The organism is Pseudomonas sp. Irchel 3A7 (genome assembly GCF_900187565.1).
Lineage (GTDB): Bacteria > Pseudomonadota > Gammaproteobacteria > Pseudomonadales > Pseudomonadaceae > Aquipseudomonas.
In genome coordinates this window covers 46,297-68,926 of sequence record NZ_FYED01000019.1, presented here as the reverse complement: position 1 = coordinate 68,926, position 22,630 = coordinate 46,297, and the positions used below count along the sequence as shown (strand labels likewise).

At 55.9% G+C, this 22,630-nt stretch carries 21 protein-coding genes; 14 read left to right on the top strand and 7 right to left on the bottom strand.

Features of this window, described 5'->3' with window-relative positions; translation table 11 throughout:
- Nucleotides 1-87: 87 nt before the first annotated feature.
- The 8 genes from CKW21_RS27065 to CKW21_RS27030 all read left to right on the top strand — a co-directional run bounded on the left by CKW21_RS27065 (nt 88) and on the right by CKW21_RS27030 (nt 10,216).
- Entirely contained in the window at nt 88-738 is a 651-nt protein-coding gene (locus CKW21_RS27065) for a DUF2460 domain-containing protein (RefSeq protein WP_095196924.1), read from the top strand.
- The gene (locus CKW21_RS27060; RefSeq protein WP_095196923.1) at nt 735-1,598 is read left to right on the top strand and encodes a DUF2163 domain-containing protein; all 864 of its coding nucleotides are present in this window, start codon (nt 735-737) and stop codon (nt 1,596-1,598) included. The genes CKW21_RS27065 and CKW21_RS27060 overlap by 4 nt, the downstream gene beginning before the upstream one ends.
- A complete protein-coding gene (locus tag CKW21_RS27055; RefSeq protein WP_177437277.1) occupies nt 1,595-2,068 on the top strand; it encodes a hypothetical protein in 474 nt (157 codons plus the stop codon). The genes CKW21_RS27060 and CKW21_RS27055 overlap by 4 nt, the downstream gene beginning before the upstream one ends.
- A complete protein-coding gene (locus CKW21_RS27050) occupies nt 2,037-4,574 on the top strand; it encodes a phage tail protein (protein WP_170948744.1) in 2,538 nt (845 codons plus the stop codon). Before CKW21_RS27055 ends, CKW21_RS27050 begins: the two co-directional genes overlap by 32 nt.
- Nucleotides 4,575-4,586: 12 nt before the next feature.
- Nucleotides 4,587-8,129 carry a hypothetical protein gene (locus CKW21_RS27045; RefSeq protein WP_095196921.1) on the top strand — a complete coding sequence of 1,181 codons (3,543 nt, stop codon included), beginning with the start codon at nt 4,587-4,589 and terminating at the stop codon, nt 8,127-8,129.
- A 53-nt stretch (nt 8,130-8,182) separates the two neighbouring features.
- Nucleotides 8,183-8,746, top strand: coding sequence for a glycoside hydrolase family 19 protein (locus CKW21_RS27040; protein WP_095196920.1), 564 nt, complete (start codon nt 8,183-8,185; stop codon nt 8,744-8,746).
- Nucleotides 8,728-9,270 carry a lysis system i-spanin subunit Rz gene (locus CKW21_RS31655; protein ID WP_095196919.1) on the top strand — a complete coding sequence of 181 codons (543 nt, stop codon included), beginning with the start codon at nt 8,728-8,730 and terminating at the stop codon, nt 9,268-9,270. Before CKW21_RS27040 ends, CKW21_RS31655 begins: the two co-directional genes overlap by 19 nt.
- Nucleotides 9,271-9,421: 151 nt before the next feature.
- Complete coding sequence (locus CKW21_RS27030; RefSeq protein ID WP_095196918.1) at nt 9,422-10,216, top strand: DNA adenine methylase; 795 nt, start codon at nt 9,422-9,424, stop codon at nt 10,214-10,216.
- 214 nt (nt 10,217-10,430) lie between these two features.
- Here the strand turns inward: CKW21_RS27030 and CKW21_RS31310 are convergent, their stop codons facing one another.
- A complete protein-coding gene (locus tag CKW21_RS31310) occupies nt 10,431-11,318 on the bottom strand; it encodes a hypothetical protein (RefSeq protein WP_141233033.1) in 888 nt (295 codons plus the stop codon).
- A gap of 852 nt (nt 11,319-12,170) precedes the next feature.
- Here CKW21_RS31310 and CKW21_RS27020 point away from each other — a divergent pair.
- From CKW21_RS27020 to CKW21_RS27010, 3 genes are all read left to right on the top strand, one after another.
- A complete protein-coding gene (locus tag CKW21_RS27020) occupies nt 12,171-12,722 on the top strand; it encodes a hypothetical protein (RefSeq protein ID WP_095196916.1) in 552 nt (183 codons plus the stop codon).
- 30 nt (nt 12,723-12,752) lie between these two features.
- Nucleotides 12,753-13,154 carry a hypothetical protein gene (locus CKW21_RS27015; protein ID WP_095196915.1) on the top strand — a complete coding sequence of 134 codons (402 nt, stop codon included), beginning with the start codon at nt 12,753-12,755 and terminating at the stop codon, nt 13,152-13,154.
- Between the two features lie 84 nt (nt 13,155-13,238).
- Complete coding sequence (locus tag CKW21_RS27010) at nt 13,239-14,498, top strand: RelA/SpoT domain-containing protein (protein ID WP_170948741.1); 1,260 nt, start codon at nt 13,239-13,241, stop codon at nt 14,496-14,498.
- A gap of 135 nt (nt 14,499-14,633) precedes the next feature.
- Here CKW21_RS27010 and CKW21_RS27005 read toward each other — a convergent pair whose 3' ends face one another.
- Nucleotides 14,634-15,602 carry a hypothetical protein gene (locus CKW21_RS27005; protein ID WP_095196913.1) on the bottom strand — a complete coding sequence of 323 codons (969 nt, stop codon included), beginning with the start codon at nt 15,600-15,602 and terminating at the stop codon, nt 14,634-14,636.
- A 670-nt stretch (nt 15,603-16,272) separates the two neighbouring features.
- Between CKW21_RS27005 and CKW21_RS27000 the strand changes: the two genes are divergently transcribed.
- A complete protein-coding gene (locus tag CKW21_RS27000) occupies nt 16,273-17,538 on the top strand; it encodes a PIN domain-containing protein (protein WP_141233032.1) in 1,266 nt (421 codons plus the stop codon).
- A 63-nt stretch (nt 17,539-17,601) separates the two neighbouring features.
- Here CKW21_RS27000 and CKW21_RS26995 read toward each other — a convergent pair whose 3' ends face one another.
- Together CKW21_RS26995 and CKW21_RS26990 are read right to left on the bottom strand one after the other, a co-directional pair.
- Nucleotides 17,602-18,444 carry a hypothetical protein gene (locus CKW21_RS26995; RefSeq protein ID WP_141233031.1) on the bottom strand — a complete coding sequence of 281 codons (843 nt, stop codon included), beginning with the start codon at nt 18,442-18,444 and terminating at the stop codon, nt 17,602-17,604.
- A gap of 140 nt (nt 18,445-18,584) precedes the next feature.
- A complete protein-coding gene (locus CKW21_RS26990) occupies nt 18,585-18,794 on the bottom strand; it encodes a hypothetical protein (RefSeq protein ID WP_095196910.1) in 210 nt (69 codons plus the stop codon).
- A 645-nt stretch (nt 18,795-19,439) separates the two neighbouring features.
- Here CKW21_RS26990 and CKW21_RS26985 point away from each other — a divergent pair.
- Nucleotides 19,440-19,781 carry a DUF6124 family protein gene (locus CKW21_RS26985; protein ID WP_095196909.1) on the top strand — a complete coding sequence of 114 codons (342 nt, stop codon included), beginning with the start codon at nt 19,440-19,442 and terminating at the stop codon, nt 19,779-19,781.
- Nucleotides 19,782-19,956: 175 nt separating this feature from the next.
- Complete coding sequence (locus CKW21_RS26980; protein WP_095196908.1) at nt 19,957-20,175, top strand: hypothetical protein; 219 nt, start codon at nt 19,957-19,959, stop codon at nt 20,173-20,175.
- Between the two features lie 198 nt (nt 20,176-20,373).
- Here CKW21_RS26980 and CKW21_RS26975 read toward each other — a convergent pair whose 3' ends face one another.
- From CKW21_RS26975 to copC, 3 genes are all read right to left on the bottom strand, one after another.
- Nucleotides 20,374-21,165 (bottom strand): transporter substrate-binding domain-containing protein, encoded by a 792-nt coding sequence (locus tag CKW21_RS26975; protein WP_095196907.1) that lies wholly within the window; start codon nt 21,163-21,165, stop codon nt 20,374-20,376.
- 156 nt (nt 21,166-21,321) lie between these two features.
- Nucleotides 21,322-22,239, bottom strand: a complete 918-nt coding sequence (gene copD / locus CKW21_RS26970; RefSeq protein ID WP_095196906.1) for a copper homeostasis membrane protein CopD — start codon at nt 22,237-22,239, stop codon at nt 21,322-21,324.
- A 3-nt stretch (nt 22,240-22,242) separates the two neighbouring features.
- Nucleotides 22,243-22,626 carry a copper homeostasis periplasmic binding protein CopC gene (copC, locus tag CKW21_RS26965; protein ID WP_095196905.1) on the bottom strand — a complete coding sequence of 128 codons (384 nt, stop codon included), beginning with the start codon at nt 22,624-22,626 and terminating at the stop codon, nt 22,243-22,245.
- Between the last annotated feature and the right edge of the window lie 4 nt (nt 22,627-22,630).

The window sequence follows — 22,630 nt, the reverse complement described above, 5'->3', positions numbered from 1 at the left end:
ATTGGTTGTCAAACCTTGCTTGTTAACTCTTAATCGAGTACAGGCGGCGATTTCTATTGTGTTTGTTTAAGTGTGCAGGAGATCAACATGCCGTTAGGTCCATTCTGGCCTCCGCGCTGGGTCGCCAGTTATCCCGACGTGGGCGTAGTAAAAGACGGTGTTTTGCCGCGCATGCCGGGGCAAACCTTGCTGTCGAAAAAGGCGCCGGAGTGGAGCACGGGAGTGCAGAAAGCGGCCAGCGGCCGGCGCCGTACCACGGCGTATTACTCGGCGCCGTTGTGGTCGTTCCAGATCAGCTACAACGCAGTGCGCAAACGGCCGGGGTTGGATGAATGGTCGCGGCTGGTGGACTTCTTCAACAGCCGCAAAGGGCAGTTCGGTGAACTCTTGTATTTCGATCGCTCCGACCACCTGGTGAAACTCCACCGGTTCGGTACCGGCGACGGCACCACCGTTAGGTTCCAGCTTTCCCGGGCCATTGGCAGTTGGGTCGAGCCGGTGTATGGCGTGGTTAACATTGATGTCCTGACGGTGGGTGGCGTTCGGACGCTGGCGTACAGCGTTGACGAACTCGGCCTGGTCACCTTTGCCGTGCCGCCGCCCAACGGTGCCGCGCTGGTCTGGAGCGGTGCGTTTTACTTCCGCTGCGCCTTCGATGCCGATTCGCTGGATGGTGCCCAACCTTTCCGGTCGATCTGGGAAATGAAAAACGTCGCCTTTACGAGTATCAAACCATGATCGATGCCAGCCCAGAGTTGAAGCAATTCCTGGCCACGGCACGCAGCTTCGTGATGGCCGACCTGTACACCATTGCCTTGGCCAGCGGCCAGGTGCTGCGCTACACCGATGCCGGCTTGCAGATTTACTACGGCGGACAGAACTACTCGGCCAGCGGCCCACTGATCAAACGCACCGGCGTGCGTGCTGTGCGCGGCATCGAGGTCGATACCCTGAACGTCACCTTTACCGCCGGCCTGAACGACACGGTGCTGGGGGAGTCGGTGCTGCCGTTTATTGCCGGCGGTGGCTTCGATGGTGCGACGTTGAATCTGGCCCGGGCCTTCATGGCGGACTGGGGCCGGCCGGTGGTGGGCGCGGTGACACGTTTTATCGGTCGAGTGGCCGAGGTCGATCCCGTCGATCGCGAGCAGGCGACCGTCACCGTCAAGTCGCCGATGGAATTGCTGGACACCAAAGTCCCTCGGGGCGTGTATCAGCCCTCATGTCTGCGCACGGTGTACAGCGCCGATTGCGGGGTTAATCGGGCATTGTTCCAGACCGCGGGCACCGTCCAGGCCGGCAGCAATACCGCCTTGCGGATCAACTCCAACGTGATGGCGGATCAGGGCTGGTTTGACCAGGGCGTGATTCGCTTCGTCAATGGGGCGAACGCCGGCGTGGCCCGCACGGTGCGTCGGCAGACCGCCGACGGCGCGGTCACCATGATCCTCGGCGTGCCCGCGGTGCCGGTCCCGGGTGACCAGTTCCTGATTTATCCGGGTTGTCCGCGCACGCTGGATGCCTGCACCAATAAGTTCGGCAACCGCATCCGTTATCGCGGCATGCCCTTCATCCCGGTTGCGGAGACGTCGATATGAACGCGCTAGAAATGCAGCAGCGGGCCGCCGTGGTGGCCGAGGCCGAACGCTGGCTGCGCACACCGTATCAGCACCGTCAGCACTTGCTCGGCGTCGGTGTCGACTGTGCCTGGCTGCTGATCGAGGTCTACAACGCTGTCGGGCTGATGCCCTTGATCGACCCCGGACCGTATGCCCAGGACTGGCACCTGCATCGCAGCGAGGAGCGCTACCTGGACTGGCTCGACCGCTACGGCTACCCGGTGGAAATACCCCAGCCCGGAGACATGGCGGTGTGGCGGTTCGGCCGCACGTACAGTCACGGCGCGGTGGTGATCGATGAACACCGGGTCATCCATGCCTACCGCGATATAGGCGTGGAGTACGCAGACATGCGCGAGGAACGGCTGGCCAGCCAGTCGGTGCGTTATTACACACTCAATCTATATGGAGTCAGCGATGGGGGGCAGCAGCACCACGATCTCTACTAGCGCCACGCGCATCAATGCGCTGCAAGTCCAGAGCAGCGCCAGCGGCAAACCGATCGCCTGGCTCGCCGGCCGCAATCGCATCAGCCCCAACCTGATTTATTACAGCGACTTCGAAGCCGTCGCGCACACCACCAAGAAAAAGTCGGGCGGCAAGGGTGGCGGCGGGGCGACGCAAAAAGACACCACCTACACCTACTACGCGGCGCTGATCCTGGCGATCGGTCGCGGACCGATGGGGGCGATTCACCGCATTTTTCGCGACAAGGAAGTGTTTGCCGAAGCGGTCATCGACGGAGTGCCCCAATCGGCCTTGGCGCAGGCCGGATTCAGTTTCGCGCAAGGTGCCCGGGATCAACTGGTGTGGGGCTTTCTGCAAACCAATCATCCCGCCGAGGCCATTGCCTACTCGGATACCGCTTATGTGTATTCCAGTCGGTACCTGCTGAACGACAGCGCCGGGGTGCAGAATCACACCTTCGAAGTCGATGGTCCCTATCAGGTGCCGGGGCTGCCGGACGCCAATCCCGGCGACTTCTTGCCGGGACTGTTGCTCGATCCGCTGGACGGCATCGGCTTCAACCCGGCGTGGATTGCCGACCTGAGCAATTATCGCAATTACTGCCTGGCAGAAAACCTGCTGTTGAGTCCGGTGCTCGATGAGCAGTCGCCGGCCAGTGAAGCGATCGCCCGCTGGCTGCAACTGACCAACAGCGAGCTGGTGTGGTCGGCGGGCAAACTTAAGGTCATTCCTTATGGTGATCAGGCTGTCACCGGCAACGGCGTGTCCTGGTTCCCGGATATCGCGCCGGTGGCGGATCTGACCGATGACGATTTTCTGGCCGAGGAGGGGGAGCCACCGGTTTCGCTGAAGATCAAGAGTCAGGCCGACAGCTACAACGAAGTCTCGTTGGAGATTCTCGATCGCGCTCACGAATACAACACCGATGTGGTGCGTGGCACCGATCAGGCGGCCATCGAGCAGTTCGGCTCGCGACCGATGGAAACGATCAAGGCCTATGAGATCTGCGACGTGGCGATCGGCGCACATGCCGCGCAGTTGCTGGTGCAGCGCAAGCTCTACGTGCGCAATGAATACCAGTTCTCCCTCGGCTGGCAGCATGTGCTGCTGGAACCGATGGACCTGGTCACCATCACCGAGCCGGGGTTGAAGCTGCAGCAGCGTTTGGTCCGTTTGATCTCGGTGGAGGAGGACGAAGACGGCAAGTTGGCGGTGGTGGCCGAGGATGCGTTGCTGGGTGTCGGCAGTGCGCCGAATTACCCGGTGCAAAGCAAGAGCGGTTTTCAGAGCAATCAAAACGTCGCACCGGGTCCGGTGTTGGCACCGATCATGTTCAACCCACCGGAAAGCCTGTTGCTTGCCAGTCAGTTGCAGGTATGGGGCGCCGTGACCGGGGCCAGTCCGAATTGGGGCGGCTGTGAGGTCTGGATCAGTGCCGACGGCGACAGCTATCGGATGGCTGAAACCATCTATGGTCGGGCACGCATGGGTCAGCTCTCGGCGACGCTGGCCGACGGCAGCGATCCGGACACAGTCAATGTCTTGTCCGTGCAACTGGCGGGCACCAACGAGCTGGCGGCCGCGACCACCGCCGAAGCGGACAGCGGCGCCACCCTGTGCTGGGTCGACGGGGAACTGCTCAGTTACCGCGATGCAACGCTGACCGGCATCGGGGCCTATCAGCTGGGTTACCTGCGACGTGGCCGACTCAGCTCGCCGGTAGCCAGCCATCCGCCCGGGTCACCGTTTGTGCGCCTGGATGATGCCGTGTGGAAATACAGCTACACCCGGGATCAGATCGGCCGAACCGTGTGGGTCAAGTTTCGCTCGTTCAACGTGTATGGCCGGGCGCTGGAAGATTTGGCGAGTGTTACGGCGCACAGCGTCACCTTGTCGCCTGCGCGGGTGGTACCGGCACCGGCGCAGAACCTGGCGTTGGTTGGCTCGTTCGAAGCGCCTTACTTCACCGTCAGTTGGACGGCGGGGGCTCGCGCCGAGGATCGGCTGGTGCGGATCCGCAACGCCGGCAGCAATACCTTGCTGCGTCAGGTGTCGACCACCAGCACGGCGTTCACCTACCAGCGGGCTGACGCCTTGGTCGACGGCGCGCTGCTGCGCAGTTATCGCGTCGAGATCATCGAGCGAAACGCAGCCGGCAGCGCGCCGTTGACCTCCGTGCTGGTGACCAATACCGCACCACCAGCGGTGATCGGCACAGCGGCGACGGTCAGCGGCACCGCAGCTGATGTGAACTGTGATGCCAGTCCTGCAGCAGACGCCGCCGGCTACCTGTTCGTGTACTCCACAGACGCTGATTTCGATCCGACCGTTGCAGGCACCGTTGGCTATCAGGGCACCTCCCGTTCGGGAGAGATCACCGGCTTGATGGCGGACACCACGTATTACCTCTGCGCCGCCGCTTACGACACCTGGAGCAGCACGCGCAGCCAGCTCAACTTCGCTCCGGCGATCACCTTCAACACCTGATAGAGAACTCACATGCAGCCCATTCAATTCTTCGCCGCGAGGGCCGAGGACGGCGTCCTGCTGCCCGGTGCAACGGTAGACGTGTTTGTGAGCGGTACCCAAACCCGGGCAGCATTGTTCAGTGATGCGAACGCTTTAGTGCCATTGGAAAACCCCACCAGCGCCGACAATGGCGCGCGGGTGTTCTTTTTCACCACGGCAGGGCGGATCGATATCCAGATTCGCTACGGGGGCTATCTGGCGCCTCTGCTGCGCGAGGTGAGCACGGTCGATCCGGCGGATGTGGTCAATACCGAAGTGGAGCGTCTGCGGCTCGAAGTCACGGACGGCAGGATTTACCCAACCAAGGAAGCTGGGCTGGCCAGCGGGACTGTCGCCAATGGCGCGTTCTTCTGGGCGGCCGGTTCCGATGCCGCGATTCTGCGCACCCTCTGGTTCAAGGTAGATGCTGTCACCGCGCAGCACATCGCGGATGACCCGGGACTGAATGCACTGGCGGAGTTGGTGGGCGGTTTCGCCGAACTGTTTAATGCCCCCAACCAGTGGCCGGACCATACCTATACCTTGTCGCAAGGCGCGGCGAACGTCGTGACCCCAGAGGGCCGGTTTGCCAAGACCGTCAATGCGACGCTGACCAAGGGGCTGGTCGGTGGTCGGCCAGCGTTGACGGTGGCCAGCACCGATGCCAGTGAAGGGAGTTACACCTGGAGGCAGCCGATCGGCCAGCTCGGCATGGCGGTGGGTGATGTGTTCTCCGCCTCGATTCGGGTGTTCAATCGCGTCGGGACCCAGGCCGCGCGAGTGCTGGTGCGGCAGTTGGACAGTGCCGGCGAAGAGCTGGTCGCTGCCCGCCAGACCTTCACCGTACCGAGCGTGATGTATTCGGAGCTGGTGGCCAAGTTCCCCGGGGTGACCCTGGTGGCCGGGGCGGTGTCGATCAGTTTTCTGGTGGGAGTGACCGGGACGTCCACCCGCCTTTCGGTCGGTGAATTCCTGATCGCCAAGGGGTCCCAGGCCCAGTATCGACCGAACTACACCCAGACCATCAACGCGACGATTGCGGCCGCCACCGCAGGCTTGCAAGTGCAGATCAGCGCGAACACCAGCGCGACCAACCTGCTCGAAGGGCGCGTCGAGGGGATCACCGAGGTTTTCGACAACCCCAACCTGTTCACCGATAAGGATTACGTCAAGACCGTCGCTACTGCCGGTCTGGATCCGGCGGGGAGTGGTACCTACACCAAGACTACCAACACGGTGCTGGCACAGATCACCACCGGCGATGGCCGCAAGGGTTTTACCTTCTCGGTCAGTGCCGCCTCGAGCAACAGCTTTCGTTGGTTGCAAACCTTGGCGGCGGCGGGTCTGGTCGCGGGTGACAAGTTTTCCGCTTCCGTGCGTATCCTCGGCGGCGCGTCGCTGGGGCTGAGCCGCATCCTGGTGCGGCAGTTCAACAACAGTTCGGGCGAGATCGCCGAGGCTCGGCAAACCTACATCATCGCCAATGGTGTTGTGCCGGAAACGGTGGTCAGGTTCGCCGGGATTACCCTCGACGCGGCAGCGGTGTCGATCGATATCTACCTCGAAGCCAACAGTCTGTCGACATCGCTGCAGATGACCGACTACATGCTGGCCAAGGGTTCAGTGGCTGAATATCGCCCGGCCACCAAAGGACGCCTGGCAACGAGCGAGGACTTGAGCACGGTCTCCTCGATCGACGCCGAGCGGGAGAAGTGGCGCTGGTCGCCGAACATCTTCCCTGATCCTCGCTTCACCAGCAGTGGCACCAGCTACACTTGGGCCACCGGCGCCGCCACGCCGATCGTGGGCAAGAACGGCCAGGCCTGTATCGAGACCCCGGCCAGTGCCTCGGCGGTGAACCGGCGCACGGCCAAGTTGAGCGTTTCCAACTTCAAAAGCGGCAAGATTTCGGCGTCCCTGGTGATCCAGGAAAAGATCGGCGATCAGGGGCTGGCCGGTATCCAGTTGCGGCTGGTGGCGTTCGACGCGGCGGGCACCCAGCTAAACTGGACGTCGGTGGGGGATGACGCGGGCAACACCTCCTATTACTCACGCTACGTGCCGCAGGCAAGTATCACTTCGGCCAGGACACTGATCATTGCGGATAACGTGCCGTTGCCCGCTGGCACCACCGATATCGCTTTCGACATCCGGATTGCAACCGTGGTCCAGGCCTACCTGAGCATGGTGGCGATTCGTGAAGGTGCCGATACCAGCTTCAAGGATACGGCCGGTTCCTCGGGGATGAAGGTCGCCTACGTCACCCCCACCGGCAACGACGTGTCGGGGGATGGCTCGGCGGGTGCGCCGTTCGCGTCGACCAACGCCGCGCTGATTGCGCTGGGAGGCCGTGGCACGGTGATCCTGCGCGGCGCGGAGTTCGGCAAGATCGTGCAGATCAACCCGCAGTTGGTCACCGAGCGGGTGGAGATCGTCGGGGAGTGGACGGGCAGCGCCAATCCGGTGATTCGCCTGAGCGACAAATTGACTGGCATTAGCAAAACCGCCGGGCAGATCAAGATCTACCAAGCGGCCGTGGCCGGACTCACGCTGACACCGAACTGGCTCTACCAGGACGGCGTGGCCGATGCGCGTACCCTGATCGAGGCGGGACGGCATCAACCCGAGCACAACGGGCGTACCCATCGCTTGCCCTTTACCCGGATCATCAAGGCGACGGCCACCACCCTGGAGACCGCGCTGGCCGAGCTGGACGCCGCCAACGACCCGCGCTGTTTTTACGATGGCGGGGTGCTGTACTTCACGGTGGACTCCGGCGGGGATGGCACTGTGGCGAACCTGTACCTGGATGCGCTCACCGGCTTCATTGCCGGGGGCGTGACCGAAAGTTGTGGGCAGATCACCCTGCAGAACCTCGATATCCGATACGGCGGGGTGAACACGCGCCCGTTTCGCAAATCGCTGCTGGATGTGGTGGCGATTCATGGCTCGCGCAGCAACTGTTGGTCGCACGCGGGACTCTCGCGGTTCGGCTTGATTGAGGTGTCGTGCGCCGGATCATTCGCCACGGACGGTACCGGCGATGGCGTGAATGGCCATTTCCACGCCAACCTGACAGGCGACAGCCTGTACGCGCATGACTGCAATGATGATGGGGAATCCAACCATGAGTGGGGCAGGACGCGGATCCACGACCATTACTGCGAGTACAACGGCGGCACGGCGGTGGCGCCGACCTATGGCTGCGATGCGATCTACAGCAATGGACGCAGCTTTCGAAACCAACGGATCGCCGGACGCAAGGCGGCGGCCTATTACGTGTCCGGCGCACCTGGCGATGGGGGTAGTGAATCGATAGCGATCTTCCGCAAGTGTAGGTCGGAGGAGGACACCGTCAGCTTCTGCGACAACTCGCCGTCGGTCGACGCCTATGCCATCTGTGAAGACTGTGAGTCGATCAACCCGACCACCACTGCTTATGACGTTTACCTGATCAGGAACTGCCGGCACACCGGCACGGGTACCGCCAAAACGGCCAAGGTCATCGTCCGCAACACCGCCTTGGTGGCCTGACCCTCCACCCCATATGCCCGCCCCGGCGGGCTTTTTTTCGTCCGGAGAAAAGTATGTCTATCACTGCAAAGCAGTTGTTACAGATCCTTCCCAGTGCCGGCAGCAAAGCCGGCGTTTTTACACCTGTGCTCAACACGGCCATGGGCAAGTACGGGATTGTCACCCCGGCTCGCATCGCTGCGTTCATCGCGCAGATCGGCCATGAGTCCGGTCAACTGGCCTACGTCCGGGAGCTGGGTAGTAGTGACTACCTGGCCAAGTACGACACCGGCACCTTGGCTACTCGCTTGGGCAATACGCCTGAGCCCGATGGCGACGGCCAGAAGTATCGGGGCAGGGGGTTGATACAGATCACGGGTTGCGACAACTACCGTCAGTGCAGCCTCGGCCTGTTTGGTGATGAACGTCTGCTCACCACGCCTGAGTTACTGGAGCAGCCCCAGTGGGCCGCCGAGTCAGCCGCCTGGTTCTGGAAACAGAACGGCCTGAACACTCTGGCCGACCGCAGCCAATTCAACAGCATCACCCGCCGCATCAATGGCGGACTGAACGGATTGCAGGATCGTTTGGAACTGTGGGCGCGGGCGAGGGCGGTGCTATGTCAGCCATCGATCTGATCCCGACGCCGTATCGCGTCATCGGCAGGACGGTGTTGCTGGCTGTATTGACTGGTAGCGCGACCGCATTGGCCTGGCAGTTTCAGGATTGGCGGTACGGCCAGCAACTGGCGAAACAGGCCAAGGCGCACGCTGAGATGCTGAATCAACTGACGCTGGCCGCTGCCACGCAACAGCAGATCGAACAGGAAAAACGTCGGGTGCTGGAACAGCGACTGTCGGCCAGTGAACAAACCCATTATCGAGTGCTTAGCGATGCCCAACGTGATCAAGGTCGTCTGCGCGATCGTCTGGCCACTGCTGATCTGCGGTTGTCAGTCCTACTCGACGCCACCGATGCAGCCAATGGCTGCCCAGTGTCAGCCACCACCGCAACCGGCAGCGTGGTTCATGGCGCCACAAGAGCCCAACTTGACCCAACGCATGCTCAACGAATTATCGGCATCACTGATGCCGGCGACCAAGGATTGATCGCCCTGGCGGCCTGTCAGGCCTACGCCAAAGAAATCTCAACACCGAAGTGAAAAAAGAGCGACCGGGGTGGATGCGTCAACATCCCACCCGGCCGCCGTCCCTGCAGACTGTCCCTGCAAGTCCAGCCAAGGCTCTTACCTCGTGCACGAAGCGCGGCGAGCCTAGCACCTGTTTATCCATACAGTAAAGGTCTTGCTCTCAATGTCTACACCTATCATCCCTTGGATGGGCGGCAAACGTCGCCTGGCCGACCGCCTCATCCCGCTTTTTCCTCCACACGAATGCTACGTTGAAGTCTTTGCCGGCGGTGCCGCGCTCTACTTCATGCGACCCCAGGCCGCGCCCGTGGAAGTCCTCAACGACATCAACGGCGAACTGGTGACGCTGTACCGCGTCGTGCAGAACCACCTCGAAGAGTTCGTGCGCCAATTCAAATGGGCGCTCAGTTCGAGGCAGGTGTTCGAGTGGCAGAAAATGACCCGCCCTGAAACTCTCACCGACATCCAACGCGCCGCCCGTTTTTTCTACCTGCAGCACCATGCCTTCGCTGGCAAGGTCACGAGGCAGACGTTCGGTACCGCGACCACCGGCCCGGCCATCAATCTGCTGCGGATCGAGGAAAACCTCTCGGCCGCCTGGCAGCGCCTGTGCGGCACTTACGTCGAAAACCTCCCCTGGCTGGAATGCGCCGAACGCTACGACCGTGCCCATACCTTTCATTACATGGATCCGCCTTACTGGCAGACCGCCGGTTATGGCGTGGACTTCCCGTTCGAGAACTACGAGCGTATGGCTGACTTCATGCGCCGCTGCAAGGGCAAAGTCATGGTCAGCATCAACGATCACCCGGATATACGTCGTGTGTTCGATGGCTTCCATTTAGAGACGCTGGACATCCGCTATAGCAACACCAATCAACGCCAGGGAAAAGCCGAATTGAGCGGCGAGTTAGTAATTATGAACTGGACGCCTTCGGAATTAGGTGGGCTGTTTTAAGCGCAAAGTGAGGACGCGCTACGAGCCAAAGCAGCCCTTCATTAGCGGCTGCTTGCGACCCGTTGCGGTCATACAGGACGACAAAGCTGAACGTCCAGAGTTCATGCCACTCTTCCCTCACACCGACAACTATGCGTCAACGTCCGCTCGGGTGTTCATAGTTACGTACCCCGCTCAACGAAGTACCGAAGACTGCCTACGCTGCGTTTGTTTTCTACGATGGATTTATGATAGTGCCGTCCGCGGAGCGCGCTACCCACATGTTGTTCTCAACGGTGAAATTGAGAGTCTCTTCGGCATTTAAAGTCCATTGCATCGGGCGGCCCAGCCATTTTATATGTTCATCCTCAAAGGTGGTACTGAAATCGATCTCTCGCACGGTTAGTGACTCAGCTTGCCGTTCCGTAATCTCAATTGCACGGACATTGGAAAGCCGCAGGCATGACTGTGCTACCACCGTTTGAATTGCAATATTATCGGAGCGTGTGGTGTGTGCAACCGATGGGTATACAACAGCTCCTAGGGTCCGCCCTTTCAACCATTCAGGAGGGCCGGAGACGCTACCAGTGGATAACTTCTCGGTTATAGCGGAAGTCAGTTTGTACTGTGCTGAAAACGTCTCATGAATAGGTTGAGCGAACCGCGTCTCAAAAAATGTTTCGATTTTTGAGAAAGCGGCATCCTCCTCCATTCCCTCGCCTGCTCCGGGTGGAATTCGGAAGTAAAAAAATTCTCGTTCAACAGTCCAGCTTGATAGATAAACTATATTGCCAATATTCGCATTCAGTTCGGAAAATACTGCAGCGGTATCGACACTTGCATAGAACATTGGTTTGCCTGGACCATTGCAACGTTGAAAATTGGTCACTAGCTCGGCGGGTGGACTACCTAGGTAACTCACTTTACTTGGCCTCTCGGGGTGAATTACCCCCCGATACAGCGTGGTTCCTACAGGCACAGATTGCGCCATCATGGGAATGCCCTTGATCAAGACACCCACTTGAGTCAGGAGATATTCGTAATCGATAGCAGTCAGGTCGGCACGGTTTAGTGCTGTGACTATCTCACGTACTTTGGTTCTACTCGTGCGTTCAACAGTCATAGATCAGCATCATAGAAAAGGCGAAGTAGCGATTTTAGTCGGTTTGGCGATATCAATGTCAAGATTACTAGTCAGACTGTAATTCACTCGTAACTCCCTGCAACGAACGTTCGCGAACCGTCATCCCATCACCTGCGCCATCGTCCGAAAACAATATTGGCGATCATCTGTTCATCGCCGGTAGTCGTCCCTGGTGGATGTCCGCTTTTGGCCGATTCTGTTGAAAAAGTCGGCCGTGGTTTGCGCATCAGAAAAGTACGCGTCCGAGATTAAAATCTTTACTTTTGGCAGAGGCTTCCGAACTCGGATTTCACGTAGCAGCGTGCAAAAAAGGCGTTTTCACTAGGCAATGATCAGGCAGTTTGGGTAGACCGACTTTTTCAACAGAATCGGCCGGTAGCTGCCTGTCGCGTGGCCCCTACCCTCTGGCGTCCAGCCGGCGCAAAAAAGCCCACCGAAGTGGGCTGGGATGACGGGTGGCATTTAACGAATGCCCCGTTATGCGTAGCAGCGGACAGGTCTTTGAGCGGCAGATCCCTGCCGATAAGCAGGTCTAGGGGGGTAGCAAAATTCGCTAGACACCCTTAGATTTTCCAAGATTTCAGGCGAGCTCAGTCAGAGGCCTACCCACCGAGCTTTATGGCCAGCCCATCAAGAAGGTGTTTGCGACAGACAAAAGTCGGCCAAGAGAAGCCACTGTCAGGTGACCGCTCGTGCTCGCTCGCTCACTCATTCAGTCCAGCCCGTTTAGAAAAATCGCACCAGGTGCACCAAAGCCCCGCAGTCAAACGTGGGGTCTGCCTTGATCGCAGGTCATTCAAACCATTGCGGACCCCAAGGGTATCTCTGAGCATGAAAGATGAAGCGCAATCAGGCTACAAATCTAAACAGGACGATGTATTGAAGACACTGGGTCTTGCGGTGATCGCCGGGCAGGCTGTTGAGCACCTGCTGAGCAGTTGTCTTACTTTTCCTTTGCACGGCGAGCCACTACAAACTGCGGAACAGCTTCAGCTGCTGCTTGAGCGACACTCAAAAGCCACTTTGGGACGACTGCTCAAAACGCTGCGGAAGCAAGTTGATCTGCACCCTACCTTCGACGACAAGTTGGATCGCTTCCTCCAGCATCGCAACATCATTGCGCACCGGCTACGAGATGTGCCAGGCGGTTTTGACCTGCATTCCGATAAAGGGCGAGGGAAGCTGAAGGCTTTCCTGCTCCAGCACATGGAGGATGGTCACACCGTTAGCATGGTATTCCTGGGCATTTTGCGGGGATGGGCGAGCCAAGTGGACATTGATATCCCCAATGAGCACCATCTGAGCCAGCGAATGCAGGATCACCTTGACGCCAATGTTATGCCAAGTTTGGACTTTTTGATCAGATATAAAGAACACCCCTGAGTCCAGGGAAAGAATGCGAAGGAGCCGGTAATGGCATTGAGTAGTTGGATACCTCTGTTGGTAGCGGCCTGTACTGCTGTAATGGCGTTCGCTTTCGGCACGCTGACTGAACGAAATAAACGAATAAATTCGCTTCGGACAGAGGCTTACGCAGACTACCTTTCCGCTATAGCTCGATCAGGTATACAAAGTGATCGTCATAAAGTCCTGGCCGACGCTGCGTTGGCAAAATGCAAAATCGTGATCCATGGATCGGGTGAGGTCATAAACGCCTTGAGGGCATTTGAAAAATCGGGCGCAGCTGCAACGACGGAAGATGGTAGAGAACATCTCATCAGCCTTGTAGTAGCAATGCGTGGCGACACAAAGGTGAGTCGAAGCGATATAGCCAGCCTCCTGCTAGGCGAGTCTGAGTCGAATGTCCGAGAATGAGGGAAAAGCCCGCCCAAGTACCACAATATCAGCCGTAAAGCGCCTGATTTATAGTCGATGATTTTCAGTTTTGAGGACGTAGCAATGACATTTGATTTGACGCGAGAAGAGTTTCTCGCAAAGTCTGGTTACACAGAAGATGATTGGGAGAAATCATGTCTTGATTGGGATCAACTTGTCAGCATTGCCAACCACCACGATGCTTCAATGCAAACTCTTGCATTGTATGGCGGGGCGATTGCCAATCGGATACAAGCATTTAATAGCGTCCACTCAGTGAGGTGGAGAGTAAAAGATACATATGGTTTAGTTAAAAAAATACTTAGAAAAAATTTAGAAAGCCCGCGCAAGGAAAAATGGGAAAAAATAAATGTTGAAAACTACAGGGCGGTTGTTTCGGATTTAATCGGAGTACGTGCACTTCATTTGTTGAAAGAAGAGTGTGTGGCAGTTGATTCACAGATTCGCGATACTTGGAATGTACAAGATACAACCATATTCAAAAGAGAGGGGGATGCTAAATTAAGTCAGATAATTGAAAGGGGGGCTATTGAGGATAATCACAATGCTGGTTATAGATCAATCCACTACGGAATTACGTACCACCCAGAAAAGGAGCCAATTTTAGTTGAGGTTCAAACAAGAACAATATTTCAAGAAGCCTGGAGTGAAATCGATCATAAGGTGCGATACCCCGATTTTTCCGAAAACGAACTGCTCAAGTATTTTCTCATAACATTCAATGGATTGTCGGCAACCGCGGACGATATGGCTTCATTTGTTATAATGCTGGACAGCCTTATTAAAACACAAAGTGCCTCGATTCTTGAAGGCGAGAATGCACTCGCCGCAAGAGATGTTGAAGTGGCCAAGTTGCAAGAAGAAATCGATAAGTTGCGAGTCGACGGCAAAACACCGGCATCCTCAGTAGAATCTCTTCAACATAGTGTCGACAGAATCAAAGACAATACCGCCCTGAAAAACGATTTGGTATCTCGATCATTAGGTTTAGACATTGGCATCATTTCTAGATATGCCAATCAGATGAAAGCTCTCGGGTCCATGGCTCCTAGCCCCGAATTGATAAGCGCCTTGAACAACTTCAGGGCGCAAAATGCAGCCATAGCAGGCGTCATGAAAAGTATTAAACCACCTAGTGCGGCTCTTATTGGGGCGGTAAAGAATTATACTGCTCCCAACGCTGAGATAGCAGCCGCAATATCAGGTATGAGAAACCAATGTGTTAACCTTTCAGCAGATCTTGAGGGCTATTCGGGTCATGATTTAGACTCCAAAGTCAGTACAGATAATGCGAGCATCATTAATTCAAAAATTAAGGATTAGGTGCCCTGACCTATTTCGACAAGACTGGGCCTGTTCCGTTGAATTGTCGATAAAGCCCTACAACCATTTTTATAAGGCTGTAGGGCTTTTTTTGCGTTGGTTCTCTAGCACGATTGGCATATGTGCTTTTCTTTTTCACAATGACGAATTAGCTGGAGGTTTATTGAATTCGACGATGCCACTACTTATGTCCCCGTTAGGTAGGCGTAACATCTGTAAGGTGATTTTGGTTAGATAGTTACTCCGTTGTGTAAGCCATTTAATGAGAGGGACTTTGTTTTCATTTATTTGGTCATTTTCAGTATTGTGTCCGGATAGCAGGTCCTGAATCACTCCAGCAGCCAAGTCGGTAATGCTAAGCAAATCATCAAGGTGTGATTTTCCTTCAAATGATTTTGCGAATCCGAGTATATCGAATGAGTGGTTTACATATAAGCCTAGTGTTCGATTTAAAATGTTTCTTGTATCGTTGAAAAAAACTTCGTTGTCATTAACCGTGTCGCTATCGCAATACCACAGTAAGCGCTGGTCGTTATGGGTTGTAAGAGATGCGAAGAATGATATGGAATGGCAAATGCGAAGCGCTTTTTCCGCAGATTCAAATTTCCAGTCGGCTAAACCGGCGTCGGCAAATTCCTTTTGTATTTGTGTGTGAACTGATTTCTTGTCTGCGCCAAAAAGGCTGACAATTTTTTTGTCGACTGCGACGGTAATTAGTGCGCCATGAAGTAAGGTGTCGACAATTTTCAAGAATCCGGGAAGCGCCCGTTTACGCGGACCATAGTTAAGATCTTTGTATGCGAATTCACTGTAGGGATCCAGGATATCGTACGCGCTTCTTAGTTTAGCCACAGCTTCAATAAAAGGGGAGATCTTGTCATAGGAGATTAGTAAGAATGAATATGTAAAAAAACTTGCGCCTTTATGCTCTCCGCCGAAGTCCGAAAGTACAGCAATTTTTTTGTCACGAGAGAAGTCAGGTAGTTCAGTAAGTTGACTGGTTACCTGTGCGAACAGGTGCGCGATTAGAGGGTGCTTTTCCCCTATATATGAAACTTCAAAAGGTGGATATTTCATAGTTACACGTTCGGATAACGTCGACATTCGTAATGGTCCCTCACCGTGATGATCCGATCAGACAGACCCTGAGCATAGGCAGTCCAAAATTTATGGCAAGCCGTGGCGCATTATGGCTAGGAGTCGGAAGCACCAACTGCAGGACAGATGGTTCGAGTATGGTACGCAGTCTCACTTGATGGTCTAAAGTCAGCTAAAAACGGGGTCGCTGGAAGTAGTTGGTCCATTCCATCTCGGACCAGGTATAGGATCGAGGTGTTGGGAACCAATTTGCCCAAGGAGAGGTGCAGGCTTAGGGCAAATTTAGGGCAAATTCAGGACCGCTATAGGCCGTGTAATGCCGACCGGGAAGCGCTAAGACATAGGATTTACCGGCCGGAAGCGGCCTCCGAGCAAGCAAGAAGGGGTTCGAATCCCTATCCATGTCTCATTCAACTGAAGTCCGAGCGACCGCATACGTGATGCAGCCGGTCAGTAACCACGGAAATTGGCAAAGAAAACTCATTCAGATGTATTTGCAAAGTCAAGGGCGATTCATTCTGTATTCGTGGCCCTAAGCTAGCTAAGATAGAGCTCAGGCTTCGGTGCCATTAACCCCCCGTACTCAACTCGTATAATCAAAATGGTAAAGGAATACTCTGTGGCTAGGGAGAGAAATACAGGTGCCGACGAAACGGACAGCGATGGGGCAACGCCCATGTGGGCGCTAGAAGATCTCTACCCCAGTGTGAGCGATCTACTCAGGCCGTCACTGGTCAAAGGAGCGTCTGACCCTGACGTGCTCATCGTCCTGGACACGAATGTCCTCTTGCTCCCGTTCAAGGTTGGCGGCAGAGAGTTCAGCGAGATCAAGGCAGTCTTTACCAAGTTAGCGGAAGAGGGGCGGTTGCGAGTCCCTAATCGAGTGATTCGTGAGTATTTGAAGAACAGAGACACCCATCTAGGCAGCATCCTAAAGAGCGTGCAGGACAAAGCCAGCGCCGTTCTTAATGTGGGTGGCAATCTTCCGCACTTCTTCAAAGACTTGGATGTGACAAATCCTGTATTAGAAGCCGATGATCATCTAAAAAAAGCCGGCCGCGACTATGTGAAGGCCCTGCAGCCTTTGATCGATCGGATGAAGGCCTGGAGGGGCGACGACCCTGTGACCTTGGCTTATCAAAAGATTTTTGGTCGAGAGGTGGTAGTTGAATACGAACCCAATCGAGCTCAAGTCGCGCAGGATTGGAAAGCTCGGTTGGATAAAAAGGTGCCTCCAGGCTACAAAGACGCGGGCAAACCCGATAAGGGGATCGGAGACTTCCTGATCTGGCTCACCATTTTGGAAATCGGTAACTCCAATCAGAAAGATGTGATTTTCGTGACAGGCGAAGAGAAGGCCGACTGGCTCGTACGTTCGGGCAATGAGGGCGTTTACCCTCGACCTGAGTTGATTGACGAGTTTCGCCGGATAACGAATGGAAAGAGTCTCCAGCTGTTGAAGTTGGCAGACTTGCTCCGTGAGGTCGGGGTTTCAGAGGGTGTAGTGGAGGATGTAAGGGACGCTGAAGCCCTCGATTTCGGGAATCTCAGCTACGTTAGCGCAGACGACGACTTCACCTTTTTCGACTATTCAACCAATAACGGGGAAATAAGAATCAGCTCGAAAAATAGCTCCACTTTTGACCTGAAATTTAGCAAAGCCGATGACACCTCCATTCACGTCTATGCCACCGGCGGTGCAAAGGTGGCACGTTGCAAAAACATCGCCGAGAACGAAGCCATAGCCTTCGAACAATTCGACAGCACATCCCGTGTTTATACAGTGCATACAGGTGAAGTTTTCTTGGTCAGAAATTCAGACGGCAGCACGTTTGCCGCGCGCATAAAAAGTATTTCTGATGATTCACGCGGCGCTCCACGCGATTACGTAGCGTTCACCCACCGCACTTTTACCCAAGGCCAAAGAGTTGTTTCCCCTTAGGTCACGCCCGATGCTTATGCTGGTCTAGAGCGGATCTATGGGGATTTGATGGGATTCGAATCACTATCCTTCAGAAGTTAAAGGTGGAAGCGTGTATCCAAATTCTCCCATTTCTACTCTCCACAATTCATTACATTCGGCAAGTCGCTGGTTGATCCAGTCGGCTGGAACCACGTCGATTCCTGCATGAACATACGGGGCATGATCGGGCAGTGTAGTTACGTATTCATACCTGAACTGAGCCAATAGGGTGAGGCGCCGGTCGTACTCTGGGTGATTAGCCCCTGAGCCACCACTTCCGAACCTCCATAGATCGGTCGGAGTTCCATAGCGTTGCATAGGGCTCCGCGCCCCCTTTCCGCCGCGGCCATCAGCGGTACCGGCATTTCCACCATCTCCACCTATTATTATCCCGTCATCACCGTGTATGAAACCGCTACCACCTTTCCCTCCACTTCCTGCTGTCCCTCCGTCACCTCCCTTTCCACCGATTACAGTACCTCTATCGCCGATGATTGTGCCTCCTCCGCCATCCCCACCAACGCCTCCTGGTGTTTTATTCAAATTGGCTGAGACCCATTCCTCATGATCTGTTTTCCAAGATCTCAGTTCATCAGCCGTAAAATCGATGCCTCTATTTTTATCTATTAGATCGGCGCAACTCCGGCATAGGAAGATCCCATTTGTTATTGCCGCACGATCCTCTGCCTTCATGTTCAAGTCGTAACGGGGGCCATTTTTAGATGCGGCAGTAATGTGCGCCGCTGCTCCGATGTATAGGAACTTCATAGCGTCTGCACTTGAGGGTGCAATTGTTAGTTTTCTGCAATTAGGATTCGAGCATATGAATGCTGCACGTTTCCCAAGCGCCGCGACTACCGTCGGTGCGAAATCATCTCTTGCCATCACCAGGTCCTTTTATTCTAAAAATAGCGGGAGAGCTATGGGTAAAGGAGCGTCCGCCTCAGCGGCGCGCGAGGAGCTCGAATTCCAATCAATATCTCGAATTCTAACTCATGTGCATGACCGCTTTTGGCCGCCTGCAGTCACTCGGGTGTCATCATTACCGCTAGCGTCATCTTGATGAACTCCTCATTACGGTCGATTGCGACCAGGGCACCGCGAACGTTGTCGGCGAGCTCGGCCGCGCCGCGCTGCTCAGCCCAGTTAGTTAGCTCCATGATGGCGGCTTCGAGGGCGAGTTGATTCTCGTTGATCTTGAAGAGCAGGGAAGGGAGTAGGTCTGTATCAGGCATCACGATTCCTCCATGAAAAGGCAAGCGTAGCAGCTTGTAAACTTCATAGAGCAAGAGGGGCTTATAGAGGTCGGTACCAATGCGTCAACGTATTTTGACAGTGTCGATAGTGCTCGGATTGGAGCCAAATATGGTTGCTTAAAATTTGCTACAGAAAAGTGCGAGTGAAGGCAGATTTAGTGGAAGTGGAATATCGTTGGTACGAAATTGGTACGGTTACTTTTTGAAGGTCTTGTTGGCCTTTATTTGCTGGTGGATGGTGATTGGTCGGTCCAATCCATCATCGAACACAGCCAACAATCTCATGTTGATGAAATCACCCAAAATGTAGGAAATTTCCCGCCATCTCTGTCGAATTCGTCCATCTTGTACTCCCTTGCCCACCCCGATAGCCTTCCCCCCGTCGCTGCAAATTCAGCGACAAGGGTGTGGAAGCCCTTCACAAGATCTAGGCGCAAAGGCGCCACCTGAATTTAAGCAGGCGCTTTTTTCATGTCTGCTGTTAAATTATGGCGGCTGTGCGCGGGGCACTTTCGGGTGCGCCGGGTTCCTAGATCCCCGGTCTTCCACACCTGCGCACAGCTGCCACCTATCATGTGGAAGTGATGCTGGCAGTTCCTTTAATTAATTCTAGGAACGCAAACGATGAAAAAAATAACGCCCGATCCTCCCGAAGCGCCAACCGCTTCCGATCTCGACCAGCTTTCCGAAGCCAGTCATCGTGTTGTCAGCAAGCGCTTACGCAATCCGAATCACGCCGATCCGATCTGCCACGTCTTTACCATCGTGCACAATGTCGACACTGAAACCTTGCTTTGTCATGCCTGCGAAACGCTGGCGTCACTAAACGTCCTCACTACCGATCTGGCCTGTAAGCTCGAAGGCTCGCCACGCAGTCTGGCGTTGTCGATTCAGCAGTTGGCGGTCGTTGGGGAGCTATTGGTGAATAGGGCACTGGATAATGTCGACCCGCCCGTGAGTGCATGAGTGTACGGCTGTAAAAGAGAAGGGCGCCCTTAATGGCGTCCTTTTTATTGGAGAAACCACCCCACCTGAACCAACGCTGTCACCCCGCAAAGTTTCATAATCCCCACCCGGCGCAAAGCCTAGGATGAGGGCACATATTCAAGCCAACGCGCCTCCACCCAACAGGACACCGAAAATGATTTCAAACCTCGCCAAAGCCACGCTAATTGCCGGTGCTGTGCTGTTGAGCGCTTGTTCCGGGGTGAGTACCGCAAACCGTTATTCCGAAGAAAGCGTACCGTCCAGCGGCTTTGGCCCGGGGCCCACCAACAATCCTGACAAAGTGAATTTCCATGGTAGTGCGCTTGGCAATAGCTTTGGTGAGTACAGCTCGGGTTTGCTGCACGACGACTGATTGGCTGCCAATCGTTTAACGCTGCAATGGAGAAGGGCGCCCTGCGCAGCAGTTGCAGGCACGGATAACGCAGTCTGTCTGCACAGGCGCAGGGGGCCGCTTTGCGGCCCAGCGGGAGTGAACTCCCTCGCCACAGATTTCTTGCTGGCCTAAAGATGATTTGAATGAACAGCTGAGCGAGTGCCCTTTTGATGTTCGTTACTTATCTTCAGGCACCGCCAACCACTGCCCCAACACCTTCTGATAATTCCCCGTCACCTTGGCCAGATGCAGCCATTGATCCACATACAACTTCCACGTCATGTCATCCCGCGGTAGCAGATAAGCCTTTTCCCCATATTGCATGTACTGCGTCGGATTGACCGCACACAATCCCGGTTTGAGTTTTTGCTGGTACAGCGCTTCTGAGGCATCTGTGATCATCACGTCGGCCTTTTTATCCAGCAGCTCCTGAAAGATGGTGACGTTGTCGTGCAGTTTCAGTTGCGCCTTGGGCAGGAAGGCGTGGACGAAGGCTTCGTTGGTGCCGCCGGCCGGTTCGACCAGGCGAACGGTGGGTTGGTTGATCTGGTCGATGGTTTGGTACTGCGTCTGGTCTTCGCAGCGCACCAGGGGGATTTTCCCGTCGACGTCGAGGGTGGTGCTGAAAAAGGCTTTTTTCTGTCGTTCCAGGGTGACCGAGATGCCGCCCATGGCGATGTCGCATTTGCTGGCGAGCATGTCGGGCATCAGGGTTTTCCAGGTGGTTTGCACCCATGCGACCTTGACGCCGAGGCTGTCGGCCAGGGAGCGGGCCATGGCGATGTCGATGCCTGAGTATTCGCCGTCCTCGGCTTTGTAGGTGTAGGGTTTGTAGTCGCCCGTGGTGCAGACGCGCAGTTGGCCTTGTTGAATGACGCTGTCCAGGTGCGATGGGGTTTCTTGTGCCTGGGCGCCTAGGGATAGTGCGAGCAGGCCACTGAGCATCAGGGTGCAGTTGATGTTTTTCATTGTTATTGGGCTTTTGTGGTGGCGTGGTTTTGAAGGGTGGGAGTGTAGTGAAACTTTCAGGAGTTTAAAAAATGAGTGGCTCCCCTGAATGGGACTGCTGCGCAGTCCAGCGGGAGCAAGCTCCCTCGCCACAGGTGAAATGTCAGGCTTCTTCCTTTACAGATCGCCGATTTCCGCTCCCGGACTTAAGGTCCCGAGCCACGCCACCAATCCCACAATCAACACCGCTGCCGTCAATTCCACCATGACGCTGCGCCGCAACGCATTCGCGGCCACTCGATACTGCCCCTCCCGCAATGAACGCTCCAGCGTCGGCCCCAAATGAAAGCGGTTCAGCGCGGCGAGGACGAGCATGCCGGCGAACAGCGCGACTTTGACGAACAGTAAAACCCCGTAGGTATTGAGGAACAGTTTCGGGCCGGCGATGAAGAGGTAGTTCACAACCCCGCTCACCGCGATGACAACAACGATGACTGCGCCGATGGATTCAAACCGGGTGACGGCGTGGGCCAGCAGGCGAATGCGATCTTCGGTTTGCAATGCAGCAGTCCGTGACATCCAGGCAAACGCGACCAGCGCACCCAGCCAGGCGCCACCCGCCAGCAAATGCAGAATGTCCGCGGTGAAGTGCCAGATGCCTTCATCCATCGCCCCGTGGCCACTCCAGGCCAGGGAGGCGAGGGCGCCGCCGCCAGCAAGCGTCGCAACGAGCAAGCTGACGCCGGGTGCGCGCCGGTGGAGCAGCATGGCGATTCCAGCGACAACCAGCGCAATGATCCGAACCGTCCAGGCCAGCCCGACATCCGTTTCCAGGACCATCATTTCCATGTGCGGGCGCAGTGCCGCGGAGTCTGTTTCACCGCTCATGGCACTTGCCAGCAAAACCATGCCGGCAACGGACAGCACCGCACCGAGGAGGGTGGTTCCCGTCAACAGCGAGCGAAACGGCAACACCGCCCCCGATATCCGTTCCGGTCCTTTAAGGCTGTACAGCCCAAAGAGCGCTACCCCAAACAGCAGCATCAAATCCGTGTACAGCGCAAAACGCAGGGCGATGTTGGCCAGTTCGCTCATTGATCATTTCACTTTGAACGTGACGTTGCCGGTGATCGGGTGGGTGTCCGATGACACCGCGCGCCATTCGACTTTGTAGGTGCCGGCAGGCAGCGGTGAGGCTGGGGTGATGAGCATGGTTTTCGGGTCGCTGGCGCCGCTGACCTTGGCCTTCATGGGCATGGGGGCATGAGCCATGCCAGGCATTTCGGTCATGACCAGTTTCGCTCCGGAAAACTGCGTCACGAGGTTTTCGGAGAAGTGCAGTTCGATGGTCCCCGGCGCGGCGCCTTCCGTGCCTTCGGCAGGGGTGGACGAGAGCAGTTTCGGGTGGGCCTGGGCGAGGGCGCTCAGTAGCAGGCCGGTAGAAAATACGCTGGCAACAATGGTGGTTTTGAACGTGCGCATGCAA